This window comes from Pontibacter sp. 13R65 (genome assembly GCF_047525655.1).
In the GTDB taxonomy this organism is placed as follows: Bacteria; Bacteroidota; Bacteroidia; order Cytophagales; family Hymenobacteraceae; genus Pontibacter.
This window is the reverse complement of the sequence record NZ_JBLIQL010000012.1, coordinates 60,763-86,838: the sequence shown is the minus strand read 5'-3', so window position 1 is coordinate 86,838 and position 26,076 is coordinate 60,763. Positions and strand designations below refer to the sequence as shown.

Here is a 26,076-nt window from a genome sequence, read left to right as displayed (position 1 = left end):
GCAGAGGTGTCCCCTTCGTAGCTTCCTGCCGCAATACCTTATAATTCGTTAGCTCGCTGTGAATTATTCAATTTTTCTAATGAAAATGGCCTTTCAAAGCATTTTCATTAGAAAAATTGTAAAAGAGGTCATTACTTTTTCATGATCCGGATGGTGCGGGTTTGGTTTTGATGGGAGGAGGTGAGCAAATAAATGCCCGGCTGTAAGGAAGTCCCAACTTCACAATCGCCTGCACAGGTGCCAGTAAAGACGGTTTGCCCTATCAGGTTAGTGATTTTATAGGTAAACGGAAGCGATGACTGGAGCTGTAAACCTTTATCGAATGGGTTTGGCCAGTAGCTTAATGCCAAACTTTGCGGCTGATCTGCCAGCACAGAAGTAACTGTAGAAATATCGCCATAGATAATGCCTCTTCCGCTGGTGGCAAGGTAAACTCTGCCAAAAATGCGCGGGTCGCCGGTTATGTCGTTTACGCCGCCAAACTGGTGCTGATCGTCGTTGATGCGCAGCCAGGTCGCACCGGCATCGTCGGAACGGAAAAAGCCGATGGTGTTATTGACTTTTCCTACCAGAAAAACAGCTGGATATGTACTACCTTCTGCTGCTTTTCCGAAGCCTACCTTTGTTGCCTCCTGCACATTGATGATTTTAGCAAAGCTACTGCCTGAGTTGGTGGAGCGGTAAAGGCCTCCTACTGTATTGGTGAGCCAGATATCGCCTTCAACGCCCGGAACAGGATAGATCATGGAGGCCCATAACTGCCAATCGGCTACTGAAGGCAAGCCTGTTGCGGCGGCACTAAAAGCGGCTCCGGCATTGGTACTCACTAAGACTTGCCCGGCAAGAGCATCGTACACATAAAACTTGTTTGCGTTTACTTTGTCTGCTGCCACACGCAGGTTGGCTTTTCCTGCCCCTGCCGATGCGACCCAGGTGGTGCTTCTGTCAGATGATTGGTATACTGAAGACACGCCGGCGGGAGCCCATACCAGGAAGGCACCATCTGCTGATACGGCAATGGCACCGCCACCAGTTACGCCAGCAGGACTAGCAGCAAAAGGAGACCAGGCGGTGCCACCATCAGTAGAGAAAGCTCCGAAATGAGCTTCGGATTGGTAGTGCGTCCGCACCATAAAATCGGGTTGGCTTGCAGCATAGTCTATCCAGGTGTTGGTGCCGTAGCGGGGGCTGAGTCTGCCCTGTGCCGGAGATTCATCTAAATTATCGTGTCGAAAACCATCTATATCACCTAACGCACTCACCAGGTGCGCCCCCGCAGGCGGACTAATCAGCTTTAGTGGCACCGTTTCCTCCAGGCCTTTGTTCTGAAAAACCCAGTTAACCGGTGTTGCCTTGTCTGCTTCTGAAAGATTGGTACTGTTATACACGCCGTAGCCTGTTACAAACCAGCTCTTGTTACTGTCGAAGGGGTCTATTGCCAGGGCACCGATCCAATGCGGGTTAGAGGCTGCTGCGTAAGGCGCTAGCGTGTGGTTCCAGGTAGCGGCTTCGAGCAGTGGTTGCCAGGTTGCTCCGGCATCAGTGCTTCGATATACTTCGTCTCCGGGCCACCACCTGTTCATGGTCGAGACCATAACGGTACCGGGGTTCTGTGCATCGAGCGCAAGACCAGCAAAACCACCTTGCCCTGCTGGCAAGGTGAGGTCGGTCCAGGTGCCGGTAGCGGTATTCAACTTCCTTACAGCACCGGCGGTTACACCATTGGGTCCGGGGTTGTCGGAGTAGGTTATGTACAGCGTGCCATCAGCGTCCAGAGCGGCATGGTGTGGCATATAATTGGTGATTTGATTTGGAACGGGTGCCCAGGTAGCGCCGCCATCGGTGCTTCGGTAAAGGTTGCTGTCACCTTTTCTTAACACACCTACATAAATGGTTTGGGTAGCTGTGTTTACACCTCCCGTGCGTTTATCTAACAGTACAAAGGCTAGTCCGCCAGAGCCGGGAGCCATGTTACTAACCGGAAAGCTATTTACTTTGGCCCAGGTAGCGCCATAGTTGGCGCTTTTCCAGAGGCCATCGGTGGTGGTGCCTAAGTAGAGGGTACTGTTTTGGTTGGGGTCTACCTGCAGCCGCTCACCAGTAGACCTGCCGTCTTCGTTTCCGCCCAGTTTAATCGGCAAGTTGCTCCTCGTCCAGGTATTGCCTTTGTCTGTGGAGGCTAATATGGCAGCATTGCCAGCCCAGGATTGGGAGTAAAGGCCGGTAGCCAGGTACACGCGGTTTGGTTCTACGGGATCGGTTGCCAGACTGAGCACGCCAGTATAGTTTTCTTCGGTCCTGTTTAAGTGGTTAGTGAGCGGTAACCACGAAGCAGTGGCAGCATCCCAGCGGTAAGCGCCTCCTACATCAGTACGGGCATAGAGCAGATCTTTCTCAGTTGCATTATATACCACACCTGTTACAAAACCCCCACCCTGAATCTGCACATTTTTCCATTGGTAAGTGTCTGTTGTCTGAGCAGAGGCTTGGACAAAACTTATAAAGGAGCAAAACGCCAGTACCCTGAGTTGTTTCTGAAGCTGTTTGGATAAAGTAAATTTCTTTAGGCTAGACTCCTGTAGATGGCGCTCTACCTGCCTTTTCAATATTTTTCTTCCAAATAAACGACTTTTACTTTTGAGTAGAGTTGCTTTCATAGTTTTATAAGGTTTATGTTTTGGAAGCAGGGTCAGCAGCTTTACAGCCTCATTAAATTGCTGCTTTTACTTTAAGGAGCCCTATGCCTAAAAAATTGCCTTTTTCCTCCGGAAGGACATTTTTATTAGAATAATTTGCCAGGTTTGCCTTTCCCGGATGTGCGAAGCCACTTCTGCACATCCGGGAAAGCAACTTTATTTATTTAATTTAATGGCTACAACTGCGCTTTCCAGACCTGCGGAGGTGGCGGTTAGCTGTACAGTGCCGGCTTCTTCCTGCGCCTGCAGGATGGCGAGGCACAGGCCATTAAAAGCTTTTCGCTTATCTGCTTTAAAAGGCTCCATACTGGTCTGGAGGCCATTGTCTACCCCGGCTATCGTCGCTTTTCCTTCTACTTTAAAATGCACCAGGTTATCGGCACGAGGAACCAGGTTACCATTTTTGTCTTCTATTCTTACCGTTACAAAAGCCAGGTCTTTGCCATTGGCTTTTATATTGTCCCGGTCTACCTGCAGCACAAGGCGGGCAGCGGCTCCGGCTGTACTGATTTCTTTGGTGAGCACCTCCTCCTCACCCTTCCGTGAGACCGCTTTTAAAGTACCAGGCTGATATGGAACACGCCACATCACGTGCAGCTCGTCGCCTTGTTTCTTTTTGATGCCCAATGATGTTCCGTTCAGATAGAGTTCTACTTCGTCGGCGTTGTTGTAATAAGCCCATACATCTACTGTTTTGCTGGGTTGCCAGTTCCAGTGCGGAAAAACGTGCAGCACTGGTTCGGTAGTCCACTCGCTTTTGTACATGTAGTAGGCATCTTTAGGAAAACCAGCCAGATCGACTACCCCAAAGTAGGAGCTGCGGGCAGGCCAGCCATAAGGCGTAGGCTCACCCAGGTAGTCGAAGCCAGTCCAGATGTACATGCCGGAGAGGTAATCGTGCTTCTTAATCAGTTTCCAGGTTTCTTCGTGGGTGGAGCCCCAGGGAGCGCTCACGTTGTCGTAGGCCGATACGGTAAGATCTTTATTGCCGTCAGTAAAAGGCTCGTCCCATTTGTAGGGCCAGCGGCGGATGCTGTCGGAAGGCATGTCGTAGCTGCCGCGTGTGGCGAGGGCCGAGGTGGTTTCGGTGGCAATGAATTTCTGGCCAGGGAAGCTCTGCGGAAACTTCTCGAAATCCTGGTGGTGATAGTTGAAGCCAACGAGATCCAGCTCACCCGATTTGTAAATAGAATTGTGCAGGTAGGGCTCGTTGAGCGCAGCCGTAATAGGCCGTGTCGTGTCGAGGCTCTTTACGATGGAGGCAAGCTCTTTGGCGATTGGTGTTCCCTCCGGCCCCCATTGCTCCGGAATTTCGTTGCCGATGCTCCAGATAAAGATACTGGGGTGGTTTCGGTCGCGGAGCACAAAGTCGCGCAGGTCCTGCTCATGCCATTCGTCCCAGCTGTGGCTGTAGTCAAATTTGCTTTTTTCTTTCTTCCACATATCAAACACCTCATCCATAACAATAAAACCCATTTTATCGCAGAGGTCGAGCAGTTCGGGAGCAGGTGGGTTGTGGGCTGTGCGGATTCCATTTACGCCCATTTCTCGCAAAATCTCCAGCTGCCGCTCCAGCGCCCGGGTGTTAATGGCTGCTCCTAAAGCTCCCAGGTCGTGGTGGTTGCATACACCCAGTATTTTCATGGACTTGCCATTAAGCGAAAATCCTTTTTCCGCATCGAAATTAAAATAGCGCAGGCCCAGCGGCGTTTCATAATTATCTACCACCTGCCCTTCCTGCTCCACCAGTGTTACGACCTTGTAGAGGTAAGGCTCCTCCACCGACCACAGTTTCGGGTTTTGAATAGTCAGCTCCTGGCTCACCTCCTGCTCCTCTCCTTGCAGTGGTATGGCATCGGACTTAACGCGCATCACTTCTTTACCAGAGGCATCGTACACCACGTTGCTCAGGGTAATGGAACCACTTTGGCCGGAGCGGTTGGTAATTTTTGTGCTGATGGCCACACTTGCCGACTGCTCGTTTACCTGCGGGGTAGTAACATAGGTGCCCCACTGTGCCACATGCACCGGGTTTACTGTAGTAAGCCATACATTGCGGTAAATGCCGGAGCCGGAGTACCAGCGGGAGTTAGGCTGTTGCGAGTTATCTACTTTTACCGCAATTACATTTTGCGTGTCGCCGTAGTGCAGGTGCGGCGTAAGGTCGTAGCGGAACGAGATGTAACCGTTTGGCCGCTTGCCCAGGTACTTCCCGTTTATCCAGACTTCGCTGTTCATGTACACCCCGTCGAAGTCGATGTAGAAGACCTTTCCTTTATCTGCTTCGTTCACTGTAAAGGCTTTGCGGTACCAGCCTGTGCCGCCGGGCAAGGCTCCACCGCCTGTACCGGCTGGGTTGCTCTCACTAAAGCTGCCTTCCACGCTCCAATCGTGGGGCAGGTTCAGTTTGCGCCAGCTGGCATCGCTGAAGCCTGGCTCCTGCGCCCCCGGCTGATCGCCTAAATGAAAGGTCCAGTTTTTGGTGAAGTCGGCGTGTGATCTGGCACTACTTTCTGCGGTGCCATCTTGCTTAGCCGATTGGCAGGCGTAAAGACTCAGCAAAAGTGTTATTATTATCAAAAAGGAAAATGGTGCTGGTAACAAAGTAGTTCTATGCATGTTGCTGAAAGGCGTTACTTTTTAGAAGCTGGATACTAAGTTTGATATGCAAATTGGCCTTTAAATTTTTAAGGCTGCCGTAGGTTACCCCTAGCCTTAAAATGCTCCCTTTATAGTTGGAAGGCCATTTTTATTAGTAGAATTCGATTTGTGCTTGTTAAACAGTTATTGTGCTACAGACCACTTCTACTTGATTATTCTTAGGCGCTGTTAAGGTTGGTTCAGATGAATTCTGCTAATGAATTTGCCCTTCCTGAGGTCTTTTTTAACCAAATAAGGCTGTTCCCTTTAAGGGTATCTCCTTCGAAAAAGAACCTTACTCCTGCTAATTTAAAAAGAGAAAACAAGTATGGAGACGAATAGCTAAGAAGCATGAATGATGAGGAGCCTGCCGAAAGATCTGATTTTATCATTCCGGCAAGCTCGCTCTTCCTATCATAATTCAAGGTTATTCAACGGCTCCTTCTAATTTAGGGAAGTACATAATGGAAGGCTAGCCACTCATCTTTGCCCGCGTCGTAGCTCGTGCCAAACCAGATCCCTTTCGTTTGGAAATCGTTAGGGAAGGCTTTCACAACTTTAATCGTGCTGGCCGATGGGCTCATCCAGCTGTCGGGGTTCTGGAGGAGTGTGTTGTTGTTACTCAGGGTAATTTCGTTTGTTTCTTCGTTTATGGTAAAGGTACCGGTGGTGGTGGCACCTCTCTGGTGGCGAGTGTAGTTCTGTGTGCCACCAAAACGGTCGAAACGAATCCAGGAGTTAGCCACGGCAGTTTCCCAGGTACCGTTCCAGCCCCAGTCGCTCGAAGAGGCTGCTGACTCAGTCCAGCCTATACCGCCCGCAATCCAATCTACAGGGTTACCTTTGGCATCCAGGGTCCAGACACGGCCGGATGAGGCACCACCAGTGAGCATGTTGAGCAGCTGGCCTGGTGCGAAGGTTGGGTTATAGCCTTCGTCAACGGGTGGTGGTCCGGAAGGCACCCAGTTATCGGAATATTCCTTTGAGATGAAGTTATAAGAAATCATAGCCACACCTTCACCATCCACGTCACGGTCGCGGATCACGCCCAGTTGCATAGAGTTTTCGTCCAGAGAGAGCACCACATAGTTGGTCCAGTTGCTGATACCGGTCAGGCCATTTCTGCTTGGCTTATACCCACGCAGAATGGAGGCATTATTGATCGTCAGGCGCTTGGTACTTACATTAAGAAAGTAAGTGCCGTTTTGGGTAATACCGCCTTCCATGGGTTTAACAGCCTTAAAGCTTGGGCTTCCTTTCAGGCTAAACGTCATTACGCCGTAGTCCCCAGCTGCCATTGCGTTGTCCCGCGCCCAGGCAGCATCCGGTCCCCATGTCCAGCAATCCTCGCCATAACAGCCTGTCGGGCCACCCTCCCATTCTTCATTACCTTCCAGCAGCCAGCCATTGTTTACGCCAAAGAACGATAGAGGACCAGCAAAGAATTTGCCATCGGTATCCAGTACCCATTCCTTCTCATTCCCAACACCTCCTGAAAGTGCCGTCCAGAGCGGATCGTTTACATAATTGAGGTTGTCTTCCGTTACCTGAATGGTAACAGGGTCCATTTCTACAATGCCTCCGGCCGTTGCAGCCGAGAACTTGATCACATATTCTCCCTGAAAGGCAAACCGAACCGTATCGACTCTACGCTCAGAGCGGCCGGTGCCATAGTCCCACATCGAAATGGTGCCAGGTGTTTCGTTTATCAGAATAACGGTGTTGCCACCCGGATCTATGTTGCGGGCTTGTTCCACCCGGAACTTAATTTCCGACTTGTCGAGCATTCTGCCCAACTCGTAGTTATCGTCCTGGCACGCTGTGATGAGAAACATCGGCGCCAGGAGTAAATACAAAAGTATTTTTATCAGCTTCATCTGCTTATCTTTTTCTTGGTTTGTGAATAACCGCATTACCAGCCTGTATTTTGCTTCAAGGTATTATCAGACAGCGTCACCTGGTTGTAAGGAATCTGTTGCAATCCTCCTGTTTCGATGATCTTGCTCGCGGCAATGGTTTTAGTAACCGGTGTGCCACCATTCTCTACGGTAGCAGTTTCGGCTATAATGTTGGCTGCCGTGCTTACACCCTGGCGTAAGAGGTCCCAGTACCGGATGCCCTCAAAAGCAAACTCCAGGCGACGCTCATTCATCAGGCCAGCCTGCGAGACTGCCTGCGCCGAGAAGTTATCTTTATAGGCACGCCGTCTTACCGTATCGAAATAGGCTTGTGCGTTGGCACTACCAAGCTCCGCCGCCATCAGCAGCACATCGGCGTAACGAATGGCTACATAATCCTGGAACTGACCGATCATAAAGTTGGCAGCTCCCAAGTTTACGGCCAGGCTGTTGCCTTCTTCGTCTACCATAGGCGAGTACTTTTTAACATAAAAGCCAGTATATTCCCGTTGCTTGCTCTGATTTGTAAAGTTGATTTTTTCATCAGCAATGGAAATAATGGAGGCCACTTTGCGGGTATCGTTGTCGCTGTAAGCATTCCACAGTTTTGGGTTAACAGTACCGCCTCCCCAGCCATTGCCATACGGAAAACTAGAGTGCTCCCGCATGCCCAGCATCACCATCCAGTGATTACCGTCGGTGTTGCCATCATAGTTACTGGTGTAGGTATACTTTATAGCAAACACGGTTTCTTTGTTGTCTTCGCCGGCATAGTTTTTTACTGATGCGGCAGGCCACAGGTGCGCAAAATCATCTACCAGGCCAAAGCCACCGTTGGAGATTACATCTTCGAGATAGGTTAAGGCTTGCTGCTTGCTGACAACACCTGCCAGGTCGGGCTTCTGGTAGTAGCCAGTGTAGTATAAAAATACACGCCCTAAGAGTGCCTCCGCGGCCCACTTGGTTACTCTGCCACGGGTGGCAGGATTTTGGGCAGTGTAAGAAGTAGCAGGCATGTTATCGGCTGCAAATTTCAGGTCTTCTGCAATTACCTTATACACTTCTTCCGGACTTGACTGCGGCAGGTTTTCGGCAGACGGTGCGGTTAGCAAAGGAATGTTACCCCAGAGCCGTACCATATCGAAGTACAGGTAAGCGCGCAGGTAGCGGGCTTCTGATTCGGTTATGTTCCGTTGTTCCTCGTTATTTCCCCACTCTATCTGGTCGAGTTTGCTCAGCAGCATGTTGCAACGGTAAATGGCTCTGTAGTAATCGCGCCAATTCGCTTCGAACAGGTTCCGGTCCGAAGGAGAACGCAGTCTGTCGAACTCGTCTATGGCCTGATAGCCAAACCCATCGGCATTACCGGTGCCGCCAAAGCAGTTGTCGGAGAAAATTTCAGAGGCTACCGGAAAGCTGATGCCTTCAGACCAAACGCGCTGCAAACCATCGTAGCAGCCAATCAGGGCTTTGTCGGCATCAGCAGGGGTCCTGTAAAAGTTGGTTTCGGTAAGTGTTGTGATAGGTTCTGCATCTATAAAATCGTCGCTACAAGCACCCAGCGAAAGCAGGCCCAACGACAATGCAAGTATCTTTATCTTTTTCATTTTTTTCGTCTTGTCGATGTGTTAGAATCTGAAATTTGCTCCCATCATAAAAGTTCTTGGACGTGGATAGTACCCAACGTCCACGCCTTGTGCAAAGCTCTCGGTGTAGCCAATCTCTGGGTCCATGCCATTGTATTTGGTAAAGGTGTAGAGGTTGAGCGCGGAAGCATAAATACGAACCTGGCTCAGGTAGCTCTTTTTCAATATTCTTCCGAAATCGTAGCCGATGGTTACGTTACTGATGCGCAGAAAATCGCCATCCTGCAGGTACAGGTCTGAGAAGTTAGTCCAGTTGCGCGAATCTTCTGTTACACGCGGCATGGTGGTAGAAGAACCCGGCCCGTGCCAGCGCCCCAGTACAGAGGAGGTGTGGTTGGCATAAGGGTTCGCCTGGTTGCGGTACGACTGCACAATCTGGTTACCAGCCACACCAGAAGCCAGCATAGAAAAATCAAATCCTTTGTAGTCAGCAGAAAGTGTAAGGCCAAAGGTGTATTTCGGATTTGGGTTACCGATCATCGTCTTGTCCTGTTCGTTTATCACCCCATCGCCATTTAAGTCTACATAACGCACATCGCCTGGCTGGGCATTGGGCTGTATCATGCGGTTCTCACCGGAGCGGTAACTGGAAACTTCGTCTTCTGACTGAAAAATACCATCTGTTTTATAGCCCCAGAAGTACCCGATCGGGAACCCGTTCTCGGCTCTGTAGAACTCAGTCGCGTTATCGAACAAGGTGTTGGTGTTGCCATGTATTATACCGTCTGCTGTAGGAATTACGCCTACTTTGTTTGTGTTGTAGGCACCGTTTACACCCACTCTATAGTTAAAGTCACCAATGGCGTTGTTGTAGGTAATGCCTAACTCCACCCCTCTGTTGCGTACATTTCCACCGTTAATGAAGGGTGCCAAAGCTCCTGCCGTTGCCAGAATAGGCGCATTTACAAGCCAATCTTTGGTGATCTTGTTGTACCAGTCGAAGCTTACATCTACTTTACCTTTAAAAAAGCGTGCATCAAAGCCAATGTCGGTTTGCTCAGAGGTTTCCCATTTGACTCTCTCATTGCCCAACCTGCTAGGGAAAGCTCCAGGTGAAAGCACACCTTCTTCAGGTCCGAAAATGTAATTGGCATTGGTAAAAGCCACCGGAGACAGGTACTGGAAGAAATCGATGTTCTGGTTACCTACCTGGCCCCAGCTGGCCCGGATTTTCAGATAATCCACCCAGTTTTGAGTGCCGGTCATAAACACCTCATCAGACACGATCCAACCAGCAGAAACAGACGGGAAATAGCCCCAGCGGTGGCCTCTTGCAAACCTCGAAGAACCATCGGCCCGGAATGTGGCGTTGAGCAGATACCTTTCTTTGTAGTTGTAGTTTAAGCGCCCGAAATACGACATTCGTTTATCTTCAGGATCCGGGCCACCACCCACACTCATGTTAGGAGCTCCATCTGTGCTAGTGGCATTAGATAACCAGGCATAGCGTAAGTCAGAAATAATCAAGTCGCGGTTGCTGCCCCAAATGTTGGTTGTCAGGTTCTGAAAGGCGGAAGAGCCAACCATCAGCTCGAAGCTATGATCAGGAGTTGCATTAAAGTTATAGCTCAGCAAATTATCGAACAAAATGGTTCTGCCTTTGCCCATCGATTGGTTTACTCTGGTAAAATCACTGAAAGAATATGCCGATAATCTATAAATTGGCGTGTAAGAATGGCTTTCGTTAGCATGCATATCCAGACCTAAACTTGTTCTGAAGCGCAGGTTTTTAATAGGTTCAATCACCATATAAGCATCGCCCAGCAACCTTTGGTTATTTCTCCTGTTCTGGTTGCCATATACCATAGTGGCATAGGGATTGGCCTCGCCGGTGTTCCAGGTAGAGTTGCTGTTGTCGTAGAAGTTACCCTCTTCGTCGTACATGGGCACAAAAGGGCTAGTATTAAAGGCCCCTCGCAACGAGTTGTTGTACTGGTTGCCAACACCAATGCCATTGTTGTTGATGTAGGCAAAATTCAGGTGCTGCCCAATTTTAATAACATCTTTGTACAGCTTGTGCTCAGAGTTGATGCGGAAGTTATAGCGCTCGTAATTCGACAAGGCCTTTCCGCCCACAATTCCCTCCTGAGAAGTATAAGACAAGGCCGTAGAGTACGTGGAGTTTTCGGAGCCGCCCTGCGCACCCAAGGAATAGTTTTGGGTGAGCGCATTTTTTACAAACATCTCGTCCATCCAGTTTGTACCTTCTCCCATTTCAGCTATCTGCTGATTGGTAAAATACGGTAATTTGCCGGAGTTAACGGCCGCTTCGTTCATAATGGTGGCATACTCTCTGGAATTGAGCAAGTCTGCCTTACGGGCCACATTTTGTACGCCGTAGTAGGAGTCGAACGTGATGCGGGCTGGCTGGCCTGCAGTTCCTTGCCTGGTGGTAATCAGCACTACGCCGTTAGCTGCCTGAGATCCGTAAATAGCAGCTGAGGCAGCGTCTTTTAACACATCTATAGAAGCAATATCAGCCGGGTTCAGGAAATCGATGTTTGTGGTGAGTACCCCATCCACTACATAGAGCGGGCCGGAGTTGCCAATGGTACCCAATCCACGAATCAGCACCCGCATGCCTTCACCAGGCTGACCTGAGGTAGAAGAAATCTGCACACCCGGCGCCTGCCCCTGCAAGGCTTGTAAGGCGTTGGTAGTACTTTGTTTTTGAATGTCTTCGCCCTTTACCTGTGCTGTGGCACCTGTTACCAGCTTCTTCTGTTGCACGCCGTAGCCAATTACCACTACTTCATCTAGCACCTCGGTGTTTTGAGCAAGGCTAATGTTTATTTGGGTCCGGTTATTTACCTGTATCTCCTGCGTTACAAAGCCTGTAAAAGAAGCAACAAGCGTTTCGTTTCCAACAGGTAGCCCTAGTTCAAAATTTCCGTCTAAATCGGTTACAGTGCCTGCAGTGGCATTGCCCTTAACCCGGATACTAACACCCGGCAGGGCCGATCCATCGGCCTGCGATGTTACTTTCCCCCGCACTGCTTGCTGTGCAAAAGCTATTCCGCACCAACAGAGGAGCCAGCCTAGTAAAATTATTTTTCTCATATACTAATAGCTTAAAAGTGTTTAATTTTGTTTGAATTAATTCAATCTCACTGTCTTAGGCTTGCCGTTGTATTTTACAGTTTGGGCTGGCTTCGCTTCGAAATTGAGTGCCTGGGGTTTGCTCTGGTTTACATAAACAATGTGGAAAGTACGGTTCTGCAGCATGTCTGCAAAGCTGCCTTCCCGCTTGCCAATTGTCAGCTTCTTGGTAGCATCGTTGTAAGTTATCGGAATGTTGGTAAAGGCTCCTTTCTCATAATTATAGTTTGTTGCTTCGTCTTCGTAGAGGTTAAACTGGCCATCCTGACCGCCATACACATAGAGCGTTATTACATCGGCGGGCTTTTCTGAGGTATATTGCAGATCAGGACCAAAGGGTAGAATGGCACCTGCTTTCACATAAATGGGCATGGTCTCGTAAGGCGCAGGCGCCGTAATCTGCTGGCCTCCCTCCTGGTACTTGCCATCGTAGAGGCTGTACCAGGAGGTTCCGGCTGGCAGGTAAAGGCTTCGGGTGGTGGCATGGCGCTCGTACACGGGGTTAATAAGCAGGCTTGGCCCGAACATAAACTGGTCGCCGATATTTTGCACCTTTTTATCCTGCCCAAAGTCCATTACCAGGGGCCGCATCAGGGTTCCATCCTCATGATAAACCTGGCCGGTGAGGGAGTAGATATAAGGCATCAGGCGGTAGCGCAGCTTGTTGTAGTACACTATAGACTTGTAGGCCTTATGCTCTTCCGGCGCAATATTAAATACCTCGCGATATGGGGTCTGGCCATGCGCGCGGTATAGCGGTGTAAAGGTGCCGTACTGGTACCAGCGCGTATTTAGCTCACGCCACTCTTCCAGCGCATCGCCTCTTGGCTCCGGCCGGTCGTACTTGTCTTCTACAAAGAAGCCTCCGATGTCGGTTGTCCAGTAGGGAACACCAGAAAGTGAGGCATTGAGGCCAGCAGGAATCTGGCGACCTAACTCCTCAAAGGTGGAGGAAATATCGCCGCTCCAAATTGCAGCGCCATAACGCTGCAAACCCCCAAAGGCCGAACGGGTAAGAATAAACACACGTTTCTCGGGGAAATCCTGCCGTTGGCCTTCGTAAATGGCTTTAGCGTTCATAAGCGGATAAGCGTTAAAGTACTTTTCAGACGGACCAAGGAACGTCGGACTCATAAGTTCTTTGCGGTGCTCAATAGTGGTGTTCGATAAGATATCGGGCTCAGTTGCATCGAGCCACCAAGCATCTACGCCTTTGCTATGCAGGTTCTTCTTAAGCAGTTGCCAGAACAGCTCACGGCCCTCGGGGTTAAAGGCATCGTAAAAAGTAGAAACATAGCCCTGCCCTATCCAGTCTTTTACGCCCTGCTCAATACTTGCCTTGTACAGCAGGCCTTTAGAGTCAAAAAGTTTATAATTATCAATGCCTTCGTAGAACTTGGGCCACACCGATATCATGAGCTTTAGGTTCTGGTCGTGCAACTGTTTGATCATACCTTCCGCATCCGGAAAACGTTTCTTGTCGAACTGCTGGCTTCCCCATTGGTCCTCTTCCCAATAAGACCAGTCCAGCACGATGTTATCTATTGGGATCTGGCGTTTCCGGAATTCCTTTGCTACGCTTAACAATTCATCCTGTGTTTTATAGCGCTCCCGACTTTGCCAGAAACCCATGGCCCATTTAGGCATAACCTGGGCCTTGCCGGTAAGTTGCCGGTAACCGCTCACTACTTCATCAAGGTTGTCACCGTACACAAAATAATAGTTAAGCTCATCACCACCCTCAGAGGCAAAGGCAACTTTGTTTACATCTGCGGCCGGAATAGGAGGCAAATACCGAAGCGCGATATATGACTGCCCACCATCGGGTAGCCACTCAATTTTAATAGCATGCTTCTCCCCTTTCTGAAGATCGTGTTTAAAAACAGAAAAGCCAGGGTTCCAGGCTTCCCGCCATCTATCAAGCAGCAGCTTGTTGTCCAGCCACACCTTTACGTAACCGGAACCTGGCATCAGGAAACGGTGCGTACCTGTTTCATCAGACTGTACAAATCCCTCCCAATACACTTTGCCGCCTTGCAGGGAGTAGCCTTCCGGAAAATCTTTTTGCTGTTGCAGAAATTCGTAATAAATATCTTTTTCAGGCCTGATGATTGGTGCCTTCCCTGATTTCTCTGCGGAAATATAAGTAGCTGTCAGTGCTCCGGGTTTCTGGTCTTTGCCGTATAGGGTTAAAGCGGAGAGCTGACGGTAAGGCCGCACATCCCCGAATTTGGTGATAGAATTATTATCCCAAAGAATACCGTAGTTTTTGCTCGATACCATAAAAGGCACTGCTGCCACCGAATTATACTGGGTAAGGTCTACTTGCCAGCCCCGGTAGTTCATAAGCCCCGCCTGGTGCTGTCCGAGGCCGTAAAATGCTTCGTCACCGTCTATCTCAAAGGCTCTGTGCACCTCGTAGGTTGGGGTGTTGCTATAGGTAACGGGGGTAAAGGTGCGGTGCCCGTTTTTCGCCTCCTTTATTATTTCACGGCCATCTTTGTCGTAGAAACTAACAACTCCTGTACTGGCCGATACTTCTACTCGCAACTCTTTTGTTTGCACCGTAAGTGTTTCTTTTGTCTCGTTCAGGCTCCAGGAGGGTGCTGCCTTTTTACCCCCTACTACCATCAGGCTTTGTGGCTCTCCCGGTTCATTGTCGGGGGTGGAAAGTACCTGAATTATTTTATCAGACACCACCCGCACTTTTACATACTGCGGGTCTCCCTCCTGCTCCTTGTTTAACTTTAGTAGTATGCCATCGTCCAGCTTTTGGTAGCTCCGCACTACCGGATCCCGAAAGGAGGACAAAGCCAGGAAAATAACGGCCAAAATAGTGTACTTCATTTTCATGCTGCTTTAAATAACAGGGTGTAAGGGATGCAGTTAGCAGCTCTACTCAAAGGCAAACAACTAACTAACATAAGTACACAAATGTATAGATCAGGCAGGAAATGATGGGGTACCAAATGTTTCTATTGTGTGCCTCTGATGTTAACAGCAGAAAAAGAGGCTGTTTTAGTGCTTTTGGAGGCAAAACAGGATGGAATGTTAACCAAACAAAGGTTATGCTGCGTCATGCTGGCAGAAGCAGCCGACACCCGTGTCAGTGCTCACTATATACATGGCAGAATCGGCAATTCTTCCGGGAGGCTACCCTTGTTCTACACTGAGCGCAGAAGGCTCCGGAAGGGTGATTTCATTAGAATAATATCTCCGATACCCGAACTGCGTCGCTCCTTCTGGCAGTAGCCCTTTCTTTAAACTCTTCTGCACAAGGGCAACCTTAATCCACCTCCTGCACCGGCTTGCGATGCTCTGCGTAGGCAGAGGGCAGGATGTTGTACTCTTCTTTAAAATACTTGGTAAAGTACTTCCGGTTGTTGAAGCCGACTTTATAAGCTACCTCTGCCACAGTAAGCTGGCTTTTCTCGAGGTACTGCGCTGCCCGTTGCAGCCTGATTTTCCGGATAAACTCCACCGGAGAGGTACTGGTGAGGGCAACCATCTTTTTGTAGAGGTGCACTCTGCTGATACCTAACTCCCTGCTCATGGCCTCCACTGAAAAATCAGGGTCCTCCATGTGCTCTTCCACCACTTTTATGGCTCTCTGGATCAGCTTGTCGTCCAGCGACAGGATATCTACCACACTTGTTTCTACACTTATCTTTCGTTCAAACACTTCCTGAAGCTGCCTGCGCTGTGCAATCAGGTTCTGGAGCCGCGAGAGCAGTATTTCAAAATTAAAGGGCTTGCTTATAAAATCGTTTGCACCTAAGCCCAGTCCCTTTACCTGAAGCTCCTCTGCCTTATGTGCCGTCAGCATCACAAATGGGATCTGTGAAGTTCGGGGATCGTTCTTGATTTTGGTACAAAGCGCGATGCCATCCATTTCCGGCATCATTAAATCACTTACAATGAGGTCGGGCAGACTTGCTAAGGCTTTTTGCCAGCCTTCTTTGCCGTTTTTCGCCTCCAGCATCTCGAAATGCACCCCCAGGTTGTCTTTCAGGTAGAATCTAAAATCCTCGTTGTCTTCGACCAACAATACTACCGGTCGGGCTTTTGGCACTTGTTCGGTAAATTTCTGCTGCTGTGGCATAGGAGGAAGCAAGGCTGCCGCAGACAGCATTTCTTCAACCGCTTCTTCGTCTGGTTCAGCAGGTGCCGTAACCGAATGCAGAGTGGTCATCTCCTTCATCGGGATGCTCACGGTAAAGCAACTGCCACTGCCAGGCTCACTTTCCAACGAAATCTGGCCGCCATGAATTTTAACAAACTCACTTGTAATAGCCAAGCCAATGCCGCTGCCCTGGTTCACCATGCTGGCCGGTACATCGCTGCGGAAGAAACGCTCAAACACCTTTTCCTGCTTCTCCTTCGGAATGCCAATACCGGTATCCTGTACCTGTATCTCCAGCACCTTTATGGCATCAGAGGCAGCCTTTTCTTCTCGAATGGCTACGGTTACATCAATTTTTCCGTTCTCATCAGTAAACTTAAAAGCATTGGACAATAGGTTAAACAGAATCTTCTCCAGCTTATCCATATCGAAGGAGGCGTACCAGGCATCGGTTGGGGCATGAAAGGAAAGCCTGATACTCTTCTTCTCCGCAAGATCCATGAAAGACTGCACCGAAGTTTCCACAAACTTAATAACGTTTCCTTCCGAAAGGTGCAGCTGTATTCCTTCTACCTCCAGTTTCCGGAAATCCAGGAGTTGGTTCACTAGGTTCAGGAGTCGCCGGGAGTTGCGGTTCATCATTTCAAACTGCTTTTGCTGCTCCGGGTCGGTGGTGGTTTTGAGCAGTTTCTCCAGTGGAGCTAAAATCAGGGCCAGGGGCGTTCTGAACTCATGACTGATGTTTGTAAAAAACCTGATTTTAATGAGGTTGAGCTCCTGCATCTGCAGTACTTCGCGCCGCTCCTGCTCCCGCAGGAAGTTGCGTCGGTTGCGGCGAAGCTCGTACTCCCGTATTAAGTAAAGCAGCAGCACTCCGAGCAAAGCGTAAAGCACATAGGCCGTGGTGGTGCGCCAGAAAGGAGCCAGCACTGTAATTTTCATGCTCACGCCTTCCTCGTTCCAGATGCCGTCGTTGTTAGAGGCCAGGACTTTAAATTCGTACTCGCCTGGGTCGAGGTTGGTGTAGGTGGCTTGCCGGGTGCCCTGGCTGGTTTCGTGCCAGTCTTTGTCGAAGCCTTCCAACTTATATTTGTATTTGTTTTTATCCGGATGGAAAAAGCTGAGAGCGGCAAAACCAATGGTGAGAACATCCTGGTTGTGCTTGAGCGTAATGTCGGGTGCTTCTGAGAGCGCTTTGGTCAGGATAACACGGCCATCCTTCTCCTCTCCTACCTTCAGGCTTTTGTTAAACAGCTGCAAATCGGTGAAGAGAATTTTGGGTACAGCATAATTCTTTCCTAAATCATCCGGGTCAAATAGATTAAAGCCATTGGAGCCGCCGAAAATGAGTTCGCCCCTGGAGGTTCTGATAGCGGCATTTTCGTTAAACACCTTGCCCTGTAAACCATCCGATTCGTCGTAGTTGCGGAAAGAAACCTGAAGCGGACTATTTACTTTGCCTGTTAGCACCACATTTGAAATTCCGTGCAGGGTGCTTACCCAGAGATTACGCTTGTTGTCTTCCAGAATGGTGAGTACAATGTTGTGTGGCAACCCACTTTCCTGGTTAAACGACTGAAACGCTTTTTCAGCGGGTTTGTACAGGTGCAGACCTGCCGGTGTGGCAACCCAGGTATTTTTACGGCTGTCGGTGTAAATGTCATACACATTGTTACTGGTCAGGCTGCTGCTGTTACCGGGTTCGTTACCCAAATGCGTTATCTTGCCGGTGCGTTTGTTCAGTACATCTATGCCGTTGTTGGTCCCGATCCAAAGGTTGTGTGCGGCATCTTCGGCAATGGCAGAAATGTAGTTCGATTGCAGGCCGGTTCCGTCGTTCCGCATGGAGTATTGGGTAAAAGTACCGCTTGTGCTGTTATACCTGAACAAGCCTTGCCGCATAGTACCTATCCAGATGGTGCCATCCGCGTCCTCAAAAATTTCCCAGATATTATCATCTGTCAGATTGGTGAGGTCCGAGAGGCTGCTGGTATAGCGTGTAAATTTCTTACCATCGAACTTGTTAAGGCCGCCTGTGTAGGTGCCGATCCAAAGGTTCTTCTGCTTATCTAGCAGCAGGCTTACAATCACGTCGCTGCCAAGGCTGTTGGGATCGTTCGGATCTGTTTGGTAACGGGTATAACGACCGGTTTTACGGTTAAAGTAAAGTAAGCCTCCCCCGTTGGTGCCGATCCATAGGTTGCCCTGTTCGTCTTCGGCAAAGCGGTTTACATCGTTGTAAGGCAGGCTTGCGGCATCGGCAGGTTGGTTGTTATAGTGCCTAAACCGGAACATGTCTTTGTGATACATGTTCAGTCCTTTTTTGTAGGTACCCAACCAGATAATACCGTCGGTGTCTTTGTAAATAGCATTTACCGTATTATCTACCAAACCGTTTTTCTCGTTTGCATTGGTAAGCAGATACTTCACCTCCATGTTCTGCTTCTGAATGATGTTTACGCCGCCATGGTCGGTGGCAACCCAAATACTGCCAGGACTTTCTTCTACAATGCCCCGCACCACATCCGACTTCAGTTTTCGGGCTGGAGTGCTCTTGTTAAAGCTGAGCAAAGTCTTGGAAGCTGTTTGAAATAGGTGCACCCCGTTTGTCCGGATGTGAGAGGAAATCCAGAGGTCGTTGTCGCTATCGGTAAGAAGCGTGAAGTTATCTGTTGCGCCTTTATATATTTCGGCTAAAGCAGTAACGCGCTCCACTACCTGCAGGCTCTGGTTGTTAAGCCGCTCCAGCAGGCCATTCTGATGCAATACCCAAAAATCGCCTTGCTTACTCTGGCTCATGGCGGCCACCGAATTACTGCCCAACCCATTACTGCTGCCGGGCTCATGTTTTAGCCGCACATGCTTTTTTGTTTGCGGGTTATACCGGACCAGCCCCTGCTCTGGCTGCATGAACCAGAAATCGCCTGCCCTGTCTTTAAAAATCCCGGTCAGGTTGGCTGCCTGCACACCGTACTGGTTCAAAAAAGCGGAGAGATTGGCAGAGGTAAACTTTTCTGACGTTGGGTTATAAATAGAAAGACCGGCGTAAGAAACTACCCACAGGTAGCCATCCGGCCCTTCGTATAGGCCTTGTACCTCGTTATCGAGTAGCGAGGTAGAGCTTTCTGAATCGTGGCGAAAATTGGTGAACTGGTAGCCATCGTACCGGCTTAATCCACCGTTTGTTCCTACCCATAAGTAGCCTTTGCTGTCTTTTAAAAAGCAGTTCACCTGGTTGTGAGCCAGCCCGTTGTTCATGTCCAACAAAGAGAACTTGTGTATGTCGGGCAAGCCAGCTCTTACGCCAGTTAAAGAAAGCAAAGAAAAGCAGATCAGTAAAACTATATTCAAACAGCTCATTTTAGGAGGCACTAACACCAAGTGGTTTGTAACTATAAGTTTAATTAAAAAGAAATTAACGTTTGTTATTTTTTCAATCTTTTATTTCATTGTGCTGCAGTAAGCCGCTGTAGCTGCTCTTATCAAACATCGTTTTAGAAGCAGGAAAGCGTTATGGCAAGCCAAGCTTTATCGCCAGGCAAAGCCACAGACCATGAAGCCCTTAAAGTGTATTATATCAAATATTTATCATTTAAAATAAATTTTACCTGCTACTACAATATTCAACAGATTTTAATTGAACCTCCTGCCCTTATAGTAGCTTTTTACCACCTGCTGCTCCGGATTACTTACGTTCTCCTGTTGTTACACCCAGCCATTCCAGCCGTCTTTTACAGGATAGTGCAGGATAGCAAACATTTAGTCAGATGCTATTTTTATAGAACTTAACCAAAGCGTGTAAAACTTATGTGCTGCTGTATAGAAACCGAAAACTAAATGTGCTGGAGTACTAACTGATGCTGCAAACACGGGAATTGGCTTTAAAACAGAGCTGCCTCAGCAGAGGAAGCAGGAACTAATCAGGTGTAAAGAAGAAAGAATTAAGATGCGTGGCTATCAACTGCACTTTCGTGTAATTTAAAGAAAGGTCTAAGATGTTACCCCTTCCCTTAAAAAGCTAAAATAGCCTCTGGAAGGCCTTTTTCATTAGAAAAATTGGAGTTGAACTAAATAAACAAACCAGACTTTTGAAACCACTACACTTGCTGTTTTATAATAAGTAACGATATTAATAATGGGCGAAAGAAATAATTCAAGAAAAAAACTAAGCAGTGTGGCAGGCCTCTTCCTACTGCTCACGTTGCTTCTGGCATCCGGTACTACTGCCTCTGCCTTTTCTCGCACCAAGTTTAACTTTAACCCCGGCTGGAAAGTTTTAAAAGGAGACCCTGCCGGGGCCGAGGCACCAGATTATAATGATGCCTCCTGGCGAAAAGTTACCTTGCCCTGGGCCTGGAACGAAGACGAAGCCTACCGCCTGGATATCCACTCCCTTACCACCGGCGTGGCCTGGTACCGCAAAGAGTTTAAACTTCCGGCCGATGCCGCTGGCAAAAAAGTATTTCTGGAGTTCGAGGGCGTGCGTCAGGGCGGCGAGTTTTATGTAAACGGCAAGCATATTGGCCGGCACGAGAATGGAGCCATGGCCGTTGGTTTCGACATTAGCGAATTTGTAAAGCCTGCACCTGCTGTAAATGTAGTGGCCGTGCGCACCGACAGCGACTGGAACTACCGCGAAAAAGCCACCAATACTAAGTACCAGTGGAGCGATCAGAACTTCAACGCCAATTATGGCGGCATTCCCAAAAACGTGTTCCTGCACATTTCGGACAAGCTTTACCAAACCCTGCCGCTCTACTCCAACCTGGGCACCACAGGTGTGTACATCTACGCCCGTAACATTGATATTCCTGCCAAAACAGCTACCATCACGGCTGAGTCGGAGATAAAGAACGAACATGCCACCGCCAAAACCTTCCAGTATGAAGTGGTACTGCAAGATATGGCCGGAAAGAAGATCAGCACCTTTGCCGGAGAACCTGCTACACTCGCCCCTGGCGAAACCCGGAAAGTGAAAGCCAGTGCCCAGGTAGATAACTTAAACTTCTGGAGCTGGGGCTACGGCTATCTGTACAACGTGTCTACCACCCTGAAAGTAGATGGCAAGCCCGTGGACGAGGTGCAGACCCGAACCGGATTCCGGAAAACGGCCTTTAAAGAGGGCATGTTTTACCTAAACGACCGGGTGCTGATGGTGCATGGCTATGCCCAGCGCACCAGTAACGAGTGGCCGGGTATCGGCATGTCGGTACCGGCCTGGCTCAGCGACTACAGCAACCGCCTGATGGTACAGAGCAACGGTAACCTGGTGCGCTGGATGCACATTACTCCCTGGAAGCAGGACGTAGAATCGTGCGACCGCGTAGGACTTATACAAGCTATGCCTGCCGGAGATGCGGAAAAAGACGTGGAAGGTCCTCGCTGGACACAACGCACGCAGCTCATGCGCGACGCTATCATCTACAACAAGAACAACCCCAGCATCATCTTCTACGAGTCGGGCAACGAGTCTATTAGCGAGGCGCACATGCAGGAGATGAAGGCTATCCGCGACAAATATGACCCCTACGGCGGCCGTGCCATTGGCTCCCGCGAGATGCTCGACAGTGAGGTAGCTGAGTATGGTGGCGAGATGCTTTACATTAACAAAAGCGCCGACATACCGATGTGGGCCACAGAATACTCGCGCGACGAAGGCCTGCGCAAGTACTGGGACGAATTTACGCCTCCTTACCACAAAGACGGCGCAGGCCCGCTTTACAAAGGCCAAGATGCCAGCGACTATAACCGCAACCAGGATTCACATGCCAAAGAAAACGTGATCAGGTGGTTCGATTACTGGCGTGAGCGACCAGGAACCGGCAAGCGTGTGAGTTCGGGTGGCGTTAACATAGTGTTCTCTGACACCAACACCCACTACCGGGGCGAAGAAAATTACAGAAGAAGCGGAGAAGTAGATCCCATGCGCATCCCGAAAGACGGCTATTTTGCACACCAGGTGATGTGGGATGGCTGGGTGGAACCTCAAAACCCCAGAACGCATATAATGGGCCACTGGAATTATGAACCCGGTGTAACAAAAGATATTTTTGTGGTATCCAACGGAGAGGCGGTAGAGCTGTTCATCAACGGCAAGTCGAAAGGGAAAGGCGAACAAAGCCACCGCTTCCTCTACACCTTTAAGAATATCAGCTTTGAACCAGGTACTATCAGTGCGGTGAGCTACGATAAGGCTGGCCAAAAAGTGAGCGAGGCTAAAAAAGAAACTGCAGGCGAGCCTGCAGCGCTGCGCCTCACCGTAATGCAACACCCGGAGGGACTGCAGGCGAACGGCCACGACCTGGCGCTGGTAGAGGTAGAAGTAGTAGACAGCAAAGGCAAACGCTGCCCCACTGCCCTCAACATGGTGCACTTTAATTTAGAGGGTGCCGCTGAATGGCGCGGGGGAATAGCTCAGGGCCCGGCCAACTACATATTATCCCAAAACCTGCCTGTAGAAGGTGGTGTAAACCGGGTGCTGATTCGGTCTACGACAAAAGCAGGTAAAATAAAATTACAGGCGAAGGCTGAAGGGCTAAAAACTGCTACTGTCACGCTTAAATCGAAGCCTTTTAAACAAACCAATGGCCTGGCGACCTGGCTCCCTGGCGACAAACTGCCATCTTACCTGGACCGCGGTCACACCCCTGCCGGCCAGTCGTATGTGGTGACACGCACTCCGGTTGGTATAACAAAAGCAACAGCAGGGGCAAACCAGCAGGATGTAAAAAACTCTTATGATGACAATGAACTCACCGACTGGGAAAACGACGGGCTGCTCTCCACCGGCTGGATTAGCTACGAATTGGAGCGAACCGCTGAAATAAGCGAAATTTCGATGAAGCTAAACAACTGGCGCAACAGAAGCTACCCTATTTTAATTACCATAGATGGAAAGGAAGTTTTTAAAGGCAACACTGTGCGGAGCCTTGGGTACTTCACCGCCAGCTTTCCGCCACAAACCGGTAAGAATGTAACCATCAAACTGATAGGAGCTAACATAGACGGCGATGCCTTTGGCTTTTTAGAAATAACCGGTGCAAAAGAACCAGCGGGTAACACCACCGAAGCCAAAGGAGCATTGGGAATTAACGAAATAGAATTTTACGAAAAACCCGAGCCAGTATTAGGTTCAACTTTAAATTAGAGGATGGAAGATAGTAAATCAGAAAACTACCAGGAAGAAGTTAAGATTCGACTTATCGCTCCGGTAGCAATTTGACCTTCCACTAAGAGCAAAATATTTTACCAAGTGCAACCATAACATGACAAACAGATTAACTTCCTACTGGAGAATTTCCTTATTAAGCCTACTGGCCCTGATCGGGTCTGCCTGCGCTTCTCAAAAATCTGCCTCTACGGATGGCGCCAATAGCTTGCCCGACAAGGACCAGGTGCTGCAAACGCTACGACTTACCAATGACTATTTTATGCAAAAATGGCCGGACCCGGGTAAAGAGATTGTTACGAATAAAACCCGCCCCAGCAATATCTGGACCCGCGGCATTTACTACATTGGCCTAATGGAACTGTACAAAGCAGACAAACAGCAGCGTTACTACGATTATGCCGTGGATTGGGGGCAGAAGCATAACTGGGGACTGACCGGTGGTGACCATGTACGCCATGCAGATTACCAGACATGCGGCCAGACCTATATTGAGCTCTACAACATAGATCCGAAACCTGAGCGCATCCGTTCCATAAAAGCCTCTATGGATAATATGGTGAACAGCACCAAAGTTGACGATTGGGACTGGATTGACGCCCTGATGATGGCCATGCCGATTTATGCGCAGCTTGCTGAAATTTATCCCGATAGCGCTGCTATTTACCACCAGCGCATGTACGAAATGTACATGGCTACGAAAACACAAATTGGCGGAGGCCTTTATAACGAGGCCGACGGCTTGTGGTGGAGAGACAAAGACTTTGTACCGCCTGTGCAATCGCCAAACGGCAAAGACATCTACTGGTCCCGAGGCAACGGCTGGGTAGTAGCTGCCCTGGTAAGAGTAATGGATATAATGCCTAAAAACGGACCTCATCGTGAAGAATACCAGAAAACATACCTCGAAATGATGAAGGCACTGGTACCCCTGCAACGCGAGGATGGTTTTTGGAATGTGAGCCTCGAAGATCCTGAGCATTTTGGTGGCAAAGAAACATCTGGCACAGCTCTTTTTACCTATGGCATGGCCTGGGGCGTAAACAATGGCCTTTTAGATGCGAAGGTTTATAACCCAATTATTGCGAAGGCCTGGAATGCTATGGCGAAAGAAGCCGTTCATCCTAATGGTTTTCTGGGATACCTCCAAGGCACAGGCAAAGAGCCAAAAGACGGGCAACCTGTGACGTATACCAGCAAACCAGACTTCGAAGACTATGGTCTTGGTTGCTTCCTGCTGGCAGGAACTGAAATCATGAAAATGAAGTAGCTATTCTAAAATAGGACAAAAGTATCAGACCCAAGACAGAAGACTTTTCAGTTTTACAATCTGATATTCAGGAATTAAGTATTTTTAGGTCACTTCAGAAATACTTTTACAGAGGCTCCGGTTGCTTTTGCGGTCGGAGCCTTTTTCTTTATCAGCACTTGCCACTCAAAAACTCAGGCAGAAACGGTTGCGTAGCAGTAGAGGCACACTAAAACTATACTTATGAACATCTTACACGAAGAAAAGTACCAGCAGTTTACCGCAGCGCTAGCTAACGACGAGGAAGCAGAACTTGCGTACTCCACTCCTGCACCACAGGTTCTCGATTTTACGCACACCTTTGTGCCTGAGTCGGCACGTGGAAAGGGTATTGCAGATGCATTAATCAAAGAAGGCCTGCGTTTTGCGGCAGAGAACAACTATAAAGTAATTGCCTCCTGCCCGGCGGTTGCTACCTACATAGAACGGCATCCTGAATATAAGGAGCTCTTGCAGAAGTAGCAGTTATTTTGCCGGAGCTTTTTTTCAACACCCAAAACGGTAGCCCGTAAAAGGCTAATTTACCATTTGCACAACCAATCTTGCTTCTAAGCTATGTTGATAGACCGAAAACTGCCTCCAGGCTATATAATTCGAAAAATCAAAAAGGATGTATTTCGGGTACTTCTGTTCTCTGTTTCATTTCACCTGATAAAACTTATATATATAGATGTGCTGCCCGATATCCCCTTACAGTTGCCTACTATATTGGGTACAGCTATTTCCTTGATTCTGGCTTTTAACGTAAACCAATCGTATGACAGGTGGTGGGAAGCTCGCAAAATCTGGGGTGCCATTGTAAATGATTCCCGTTCCCTGATCCTGCAGCTCAAAGGATTTATTAACGAGAACTACTACCCCACCGGGCCGGCGATATTGGAGAAAATGGCGCACCGGCAAATTGCCTGGTGTTACTGCCTGGGTCAGTCGCTTAGAGGCCAAACACCTCTTACACCCGAACAGGAAAAATTTTTACCAGAAGAAGAGGTCCAGTTTCTCAGTCACCAAAGCAACAAATCTTTTGCACTGCTCATGCTGCACATGCACGATTTACAAGAGTTACGTCAGCATGAGGCCATAAATCCCTTCCAGGAGGTACAGATAAATAGTACCATTACCCGCCTCTGCGATTCCATGGGAAAAGCCGAACGCATAAACAGCACCGTTTTCCCAATCACCTACCGGCTCTTTATTCACGTGTTTATGTACATCTTCCTTATTGTTCTCTCCATAGCGCTGGTAGAGACGGTTGGTGTTTTTGAAATACCCATCCTAATTGTGGTGGCTTCCACTTTTTTCCTGATCGAAAAAACTGCCCGGCACATGCAAGACCCTTTCCGCAATAAACCCACCGATACCCCGGTAACTGCCATTGCCCGTACTATTGAAATAAATATCAGGCAAATTCTCATGGAAAAAGACATTCCCAAACCGCACGCTCCAGAAAAATTTTACCTGATGTAGCTTAAATTATTCAAATGAAAATGGCCTTCCAGA

At 48.9% G+C, this 26,076-nt stretch carries 12 protein-coding genes; 5 read left to right on the top strand and 7 right to left on the bottom strand.

Annotation, left to right across the window (positions count from 1 at the left end; genetic code table 11):
* Positions 1–131: 131 nt before the first annotated feature.
* The 6 genes from ACMA1I_RS14840 to ACMA1I_RS14815 form a co-directional block, all read right to left on the bottom strand.
* Positions 132–2,657 (bottom strand): T9SS type A sorting domain-containing protein, encoded by a 2,526-nt coding sequence (locus ACMA1I_RS14840; protein WP_337069165.1) that lies wholly within the window; start codon positions 2,655–2,657, stop codon positions 132–134.
* A 195-nt stretch (positions 2,658–2,852) separates the two neighbouring features.
* On the bottom strand, positions 2,853–5,276 hold the full coding sequence (gene galB, locus ACMA1I_RS14835) for a beta-galactosidase GalB (protein ID WP_337069164.1): 2,424 nt from the start codon (positions 5,274–5,276) through the stop codon (positions 2,853–2,855).
* 509 nt (positions 5,277–5,785) lie between these two features.
* Positions 5,786–7,213 carry a hypothetical protein gene (locus ACMA1I_RS14830; RefSeq protein ID WP_337069163.1) on the bottom strand — a complete coding sequence of 476 codons (1,428 nt, stop codon included), beginning with the start codon at positions 7,211–7,213 and terminating at the stop codon, positions 5,786–5,788.
* A 35-nt stretch (positions 7,214–7,248) separates the two neighbouring features.
* Positions 7,249–8,841, bottom strand: a complete 1,593-nt coding sequence (locus ACMA1I_RS14825) for a RagB/SusD family nutrient uptake outer membrane protein (protein ID WP_337069162.1) — start codon at positions 8,839–8,841, stop codon at positions 7,249–7,251.
* Between the two features lie 21 nt (positions 8,842–8,862).
* Positions 8,863–11,940, bottom strand: coding sequence for a TonB-dependent receptor (locus ACMA1I_RS14820; protein ID WP_337069161.1), 3,078 nt, complete (start codon positions 11,938–11,940; stop codon positions 8,863–8,865).
* 36 nt (positions 11,941–11,976) lie between these two features.
* Positions 11,977–14,826, bottom strand: coding sequence for a TIM-barrel domain-containing protein (locus ACMA1I_RS14815; protein ID WP_337069160.1), 2,850 nt, complete (start codon positions 14,824–14,826; stop codon positions 11,977–11,979).
* 201 nt (positions 14,827–15,027) lie between these two features.
* On the opposite strand from ACMA1I_RS14815, the gene ACMA1I_RS14810 reads away from it, so the two are divergent.
* A complete protein-coding gene (locus tag ACMA1I_RS14810) occupies positions 15,028–15,231 on the top strand; it encodes a hypothetical protein (protein WP_337069159.1) in 204 nt (67 codons plus the stop codon).
* Between the two features lie 34 nt (positions 15,232–15,265).
* Here ACMA1I_RS14810 and ACMA1I_RS14805 read toward each other — a convergent pair whose 3' ends face one another.
* A complete protein-coding gene (locus ACMA1I_RS14805) occupies positions 15,266–19,453 on the bottom strand; it encodes a two-component regulator propeller domain-containing protein (protein ID WP_337069158.1) in 4,188 nt (1,395 codons plus the stop codon).
* Between the two features lie 784 nt (positions 19,454–20,237).
* On the opposite strand from ACMA1I_RS14805, the gene ACMA1I_RS14800 reads away from it, so the two are divergent.
* The 4 genes from ACMA1I_RS14800 to ACMA1I_RS14785 all read left to right on the top strand — a co-directional run bounded on the left by ACMA1I_RS14800 (position 20,238) and on the right by ACMA1I_RS14785 (position 26,043).
* Positions 20,238–23,249 carry a glycoside hydrolase family 2 protein gene (locus tag ACMA1I_RS14800; protein WP_337069157.1) on the top strand — a complete coding sequence of 1,004 codons (3,012 nt, stop codon included), beginning with the start codon at positions 20,238–20,240 and terminating at the stop codon, positions 23,247–23,249.
* Between the two features lie 118 nt (positions 23,250–23,367).
* Complete coding sequence (locus ACMA1I_RS14795; RefSeq protein ID WP_337069156.1) at positions 23,368–24,540, top strand: glycoside hydrolase family 88 protein; 1,173 nt, start codon at positions 23,368–23,370, stop codon at positions 24,538–24,540.
* A gap of 222 nt (positions 24,541–24,762) precedes the next feature.
* Positions 24,763–25,041 (top strand): GNAT family N-acetyltransferase, encoded by a 279-nt coding sequence (locus ACMA1I_RS14790; protein ID WP_337069155.1) that lies wholly within the window; start codon positions 24,763–24,765, stop codon positions 25,039–25,041.
* A gap of 93 nt (positions 25,042–25,134) precedes the next feature.
* On the top strand, positions 25,135–26,043 hold the full coding sequence (locus tag ACMA1I_RS14785) for a bestrophin family protein (RefSeq protein WP_337069154.1): 909 nt from the start codon (positions 25,135–25,137) through the stop codon (positions 26,041–26,043).
* Positions 26,044–26,076 lie beyond the last annotated feature (33 nt).

Bases quoted from the DNA above. Each gene is read 5' to 3' on its own strand.
- ACMA1I_RS14810 (WP_337069159.1), top strand. From the start codon at position 15,028: ATGTTAACCAAACAAAGGTTATGCTGCGTCATGCTGGCAGAAGCAGCC.
- ACMA1I_RS14820 (WP_337069161.1), bottom strand. From the start codon at position 11,940: ATGAGAAAAATAATTTTACTAGGCTGGCTCCTCTGTTGGTGCGGAATA.
- ACMA1I_RS14825 (WP_337069162.1), bottom strand. From the start codon at position 8,841: ATGAAAAAGATAAAGATACTTGCATTGTCGTTGGGCCTGCTTTCGCTG.
- ACMA1I_RS14790 (WP_337069155.1), top strand. From the start codon at position 24,763: ATGAACATCTTACACGAAGAAAAGTACCAGCAGTTTACCGCAGCGCTA.
- ACMA1I_RS14830 (WP_337069163.1), bottom strand. From the start codon at position 7,213: ATGAAGCTGATAAAAATACTTTTGTATTTACTCCTGGCGCCGATGTTT.
- ACMA1I_RS14815 (WP_337069160.1), bottom strand. From the start codon at position 14,826: ATGAAGTACACTATTTTGGCCGTTATTTTCCTGGCTTTGTCCTCCTTT.
- ACMA1I_RS14840 (WP_337069165.1), bottom strand. From the start codon at position 2,657: ATGAAAGCAACTCTACTCAAAAGTAAAAGTCGTTTATTTGGAAGAAAA.
- ACMA1I_RS14785 (WP_337069154.1), top strand. From the start codon at position 25,135: ATGTTGATAGACCGAAAACTGCCTCCAGGCTATATAATTCGAAAAATC.
- ACMA1I_RS14795 (WP_337069156.1), top strand. From the start codon at position 23,368: ATGACAAACAGATTAACTTCCTACTGGAGAATTTCCTTATTAAGCCTA.
- ACMA1I_RS14800 (WP_337069157.1), top strand. From the start codon at position 20,238: ATGGGCGAAAGAAATAATTCAAGAAAAAAACTAAGCAGTGTGGCAGGC.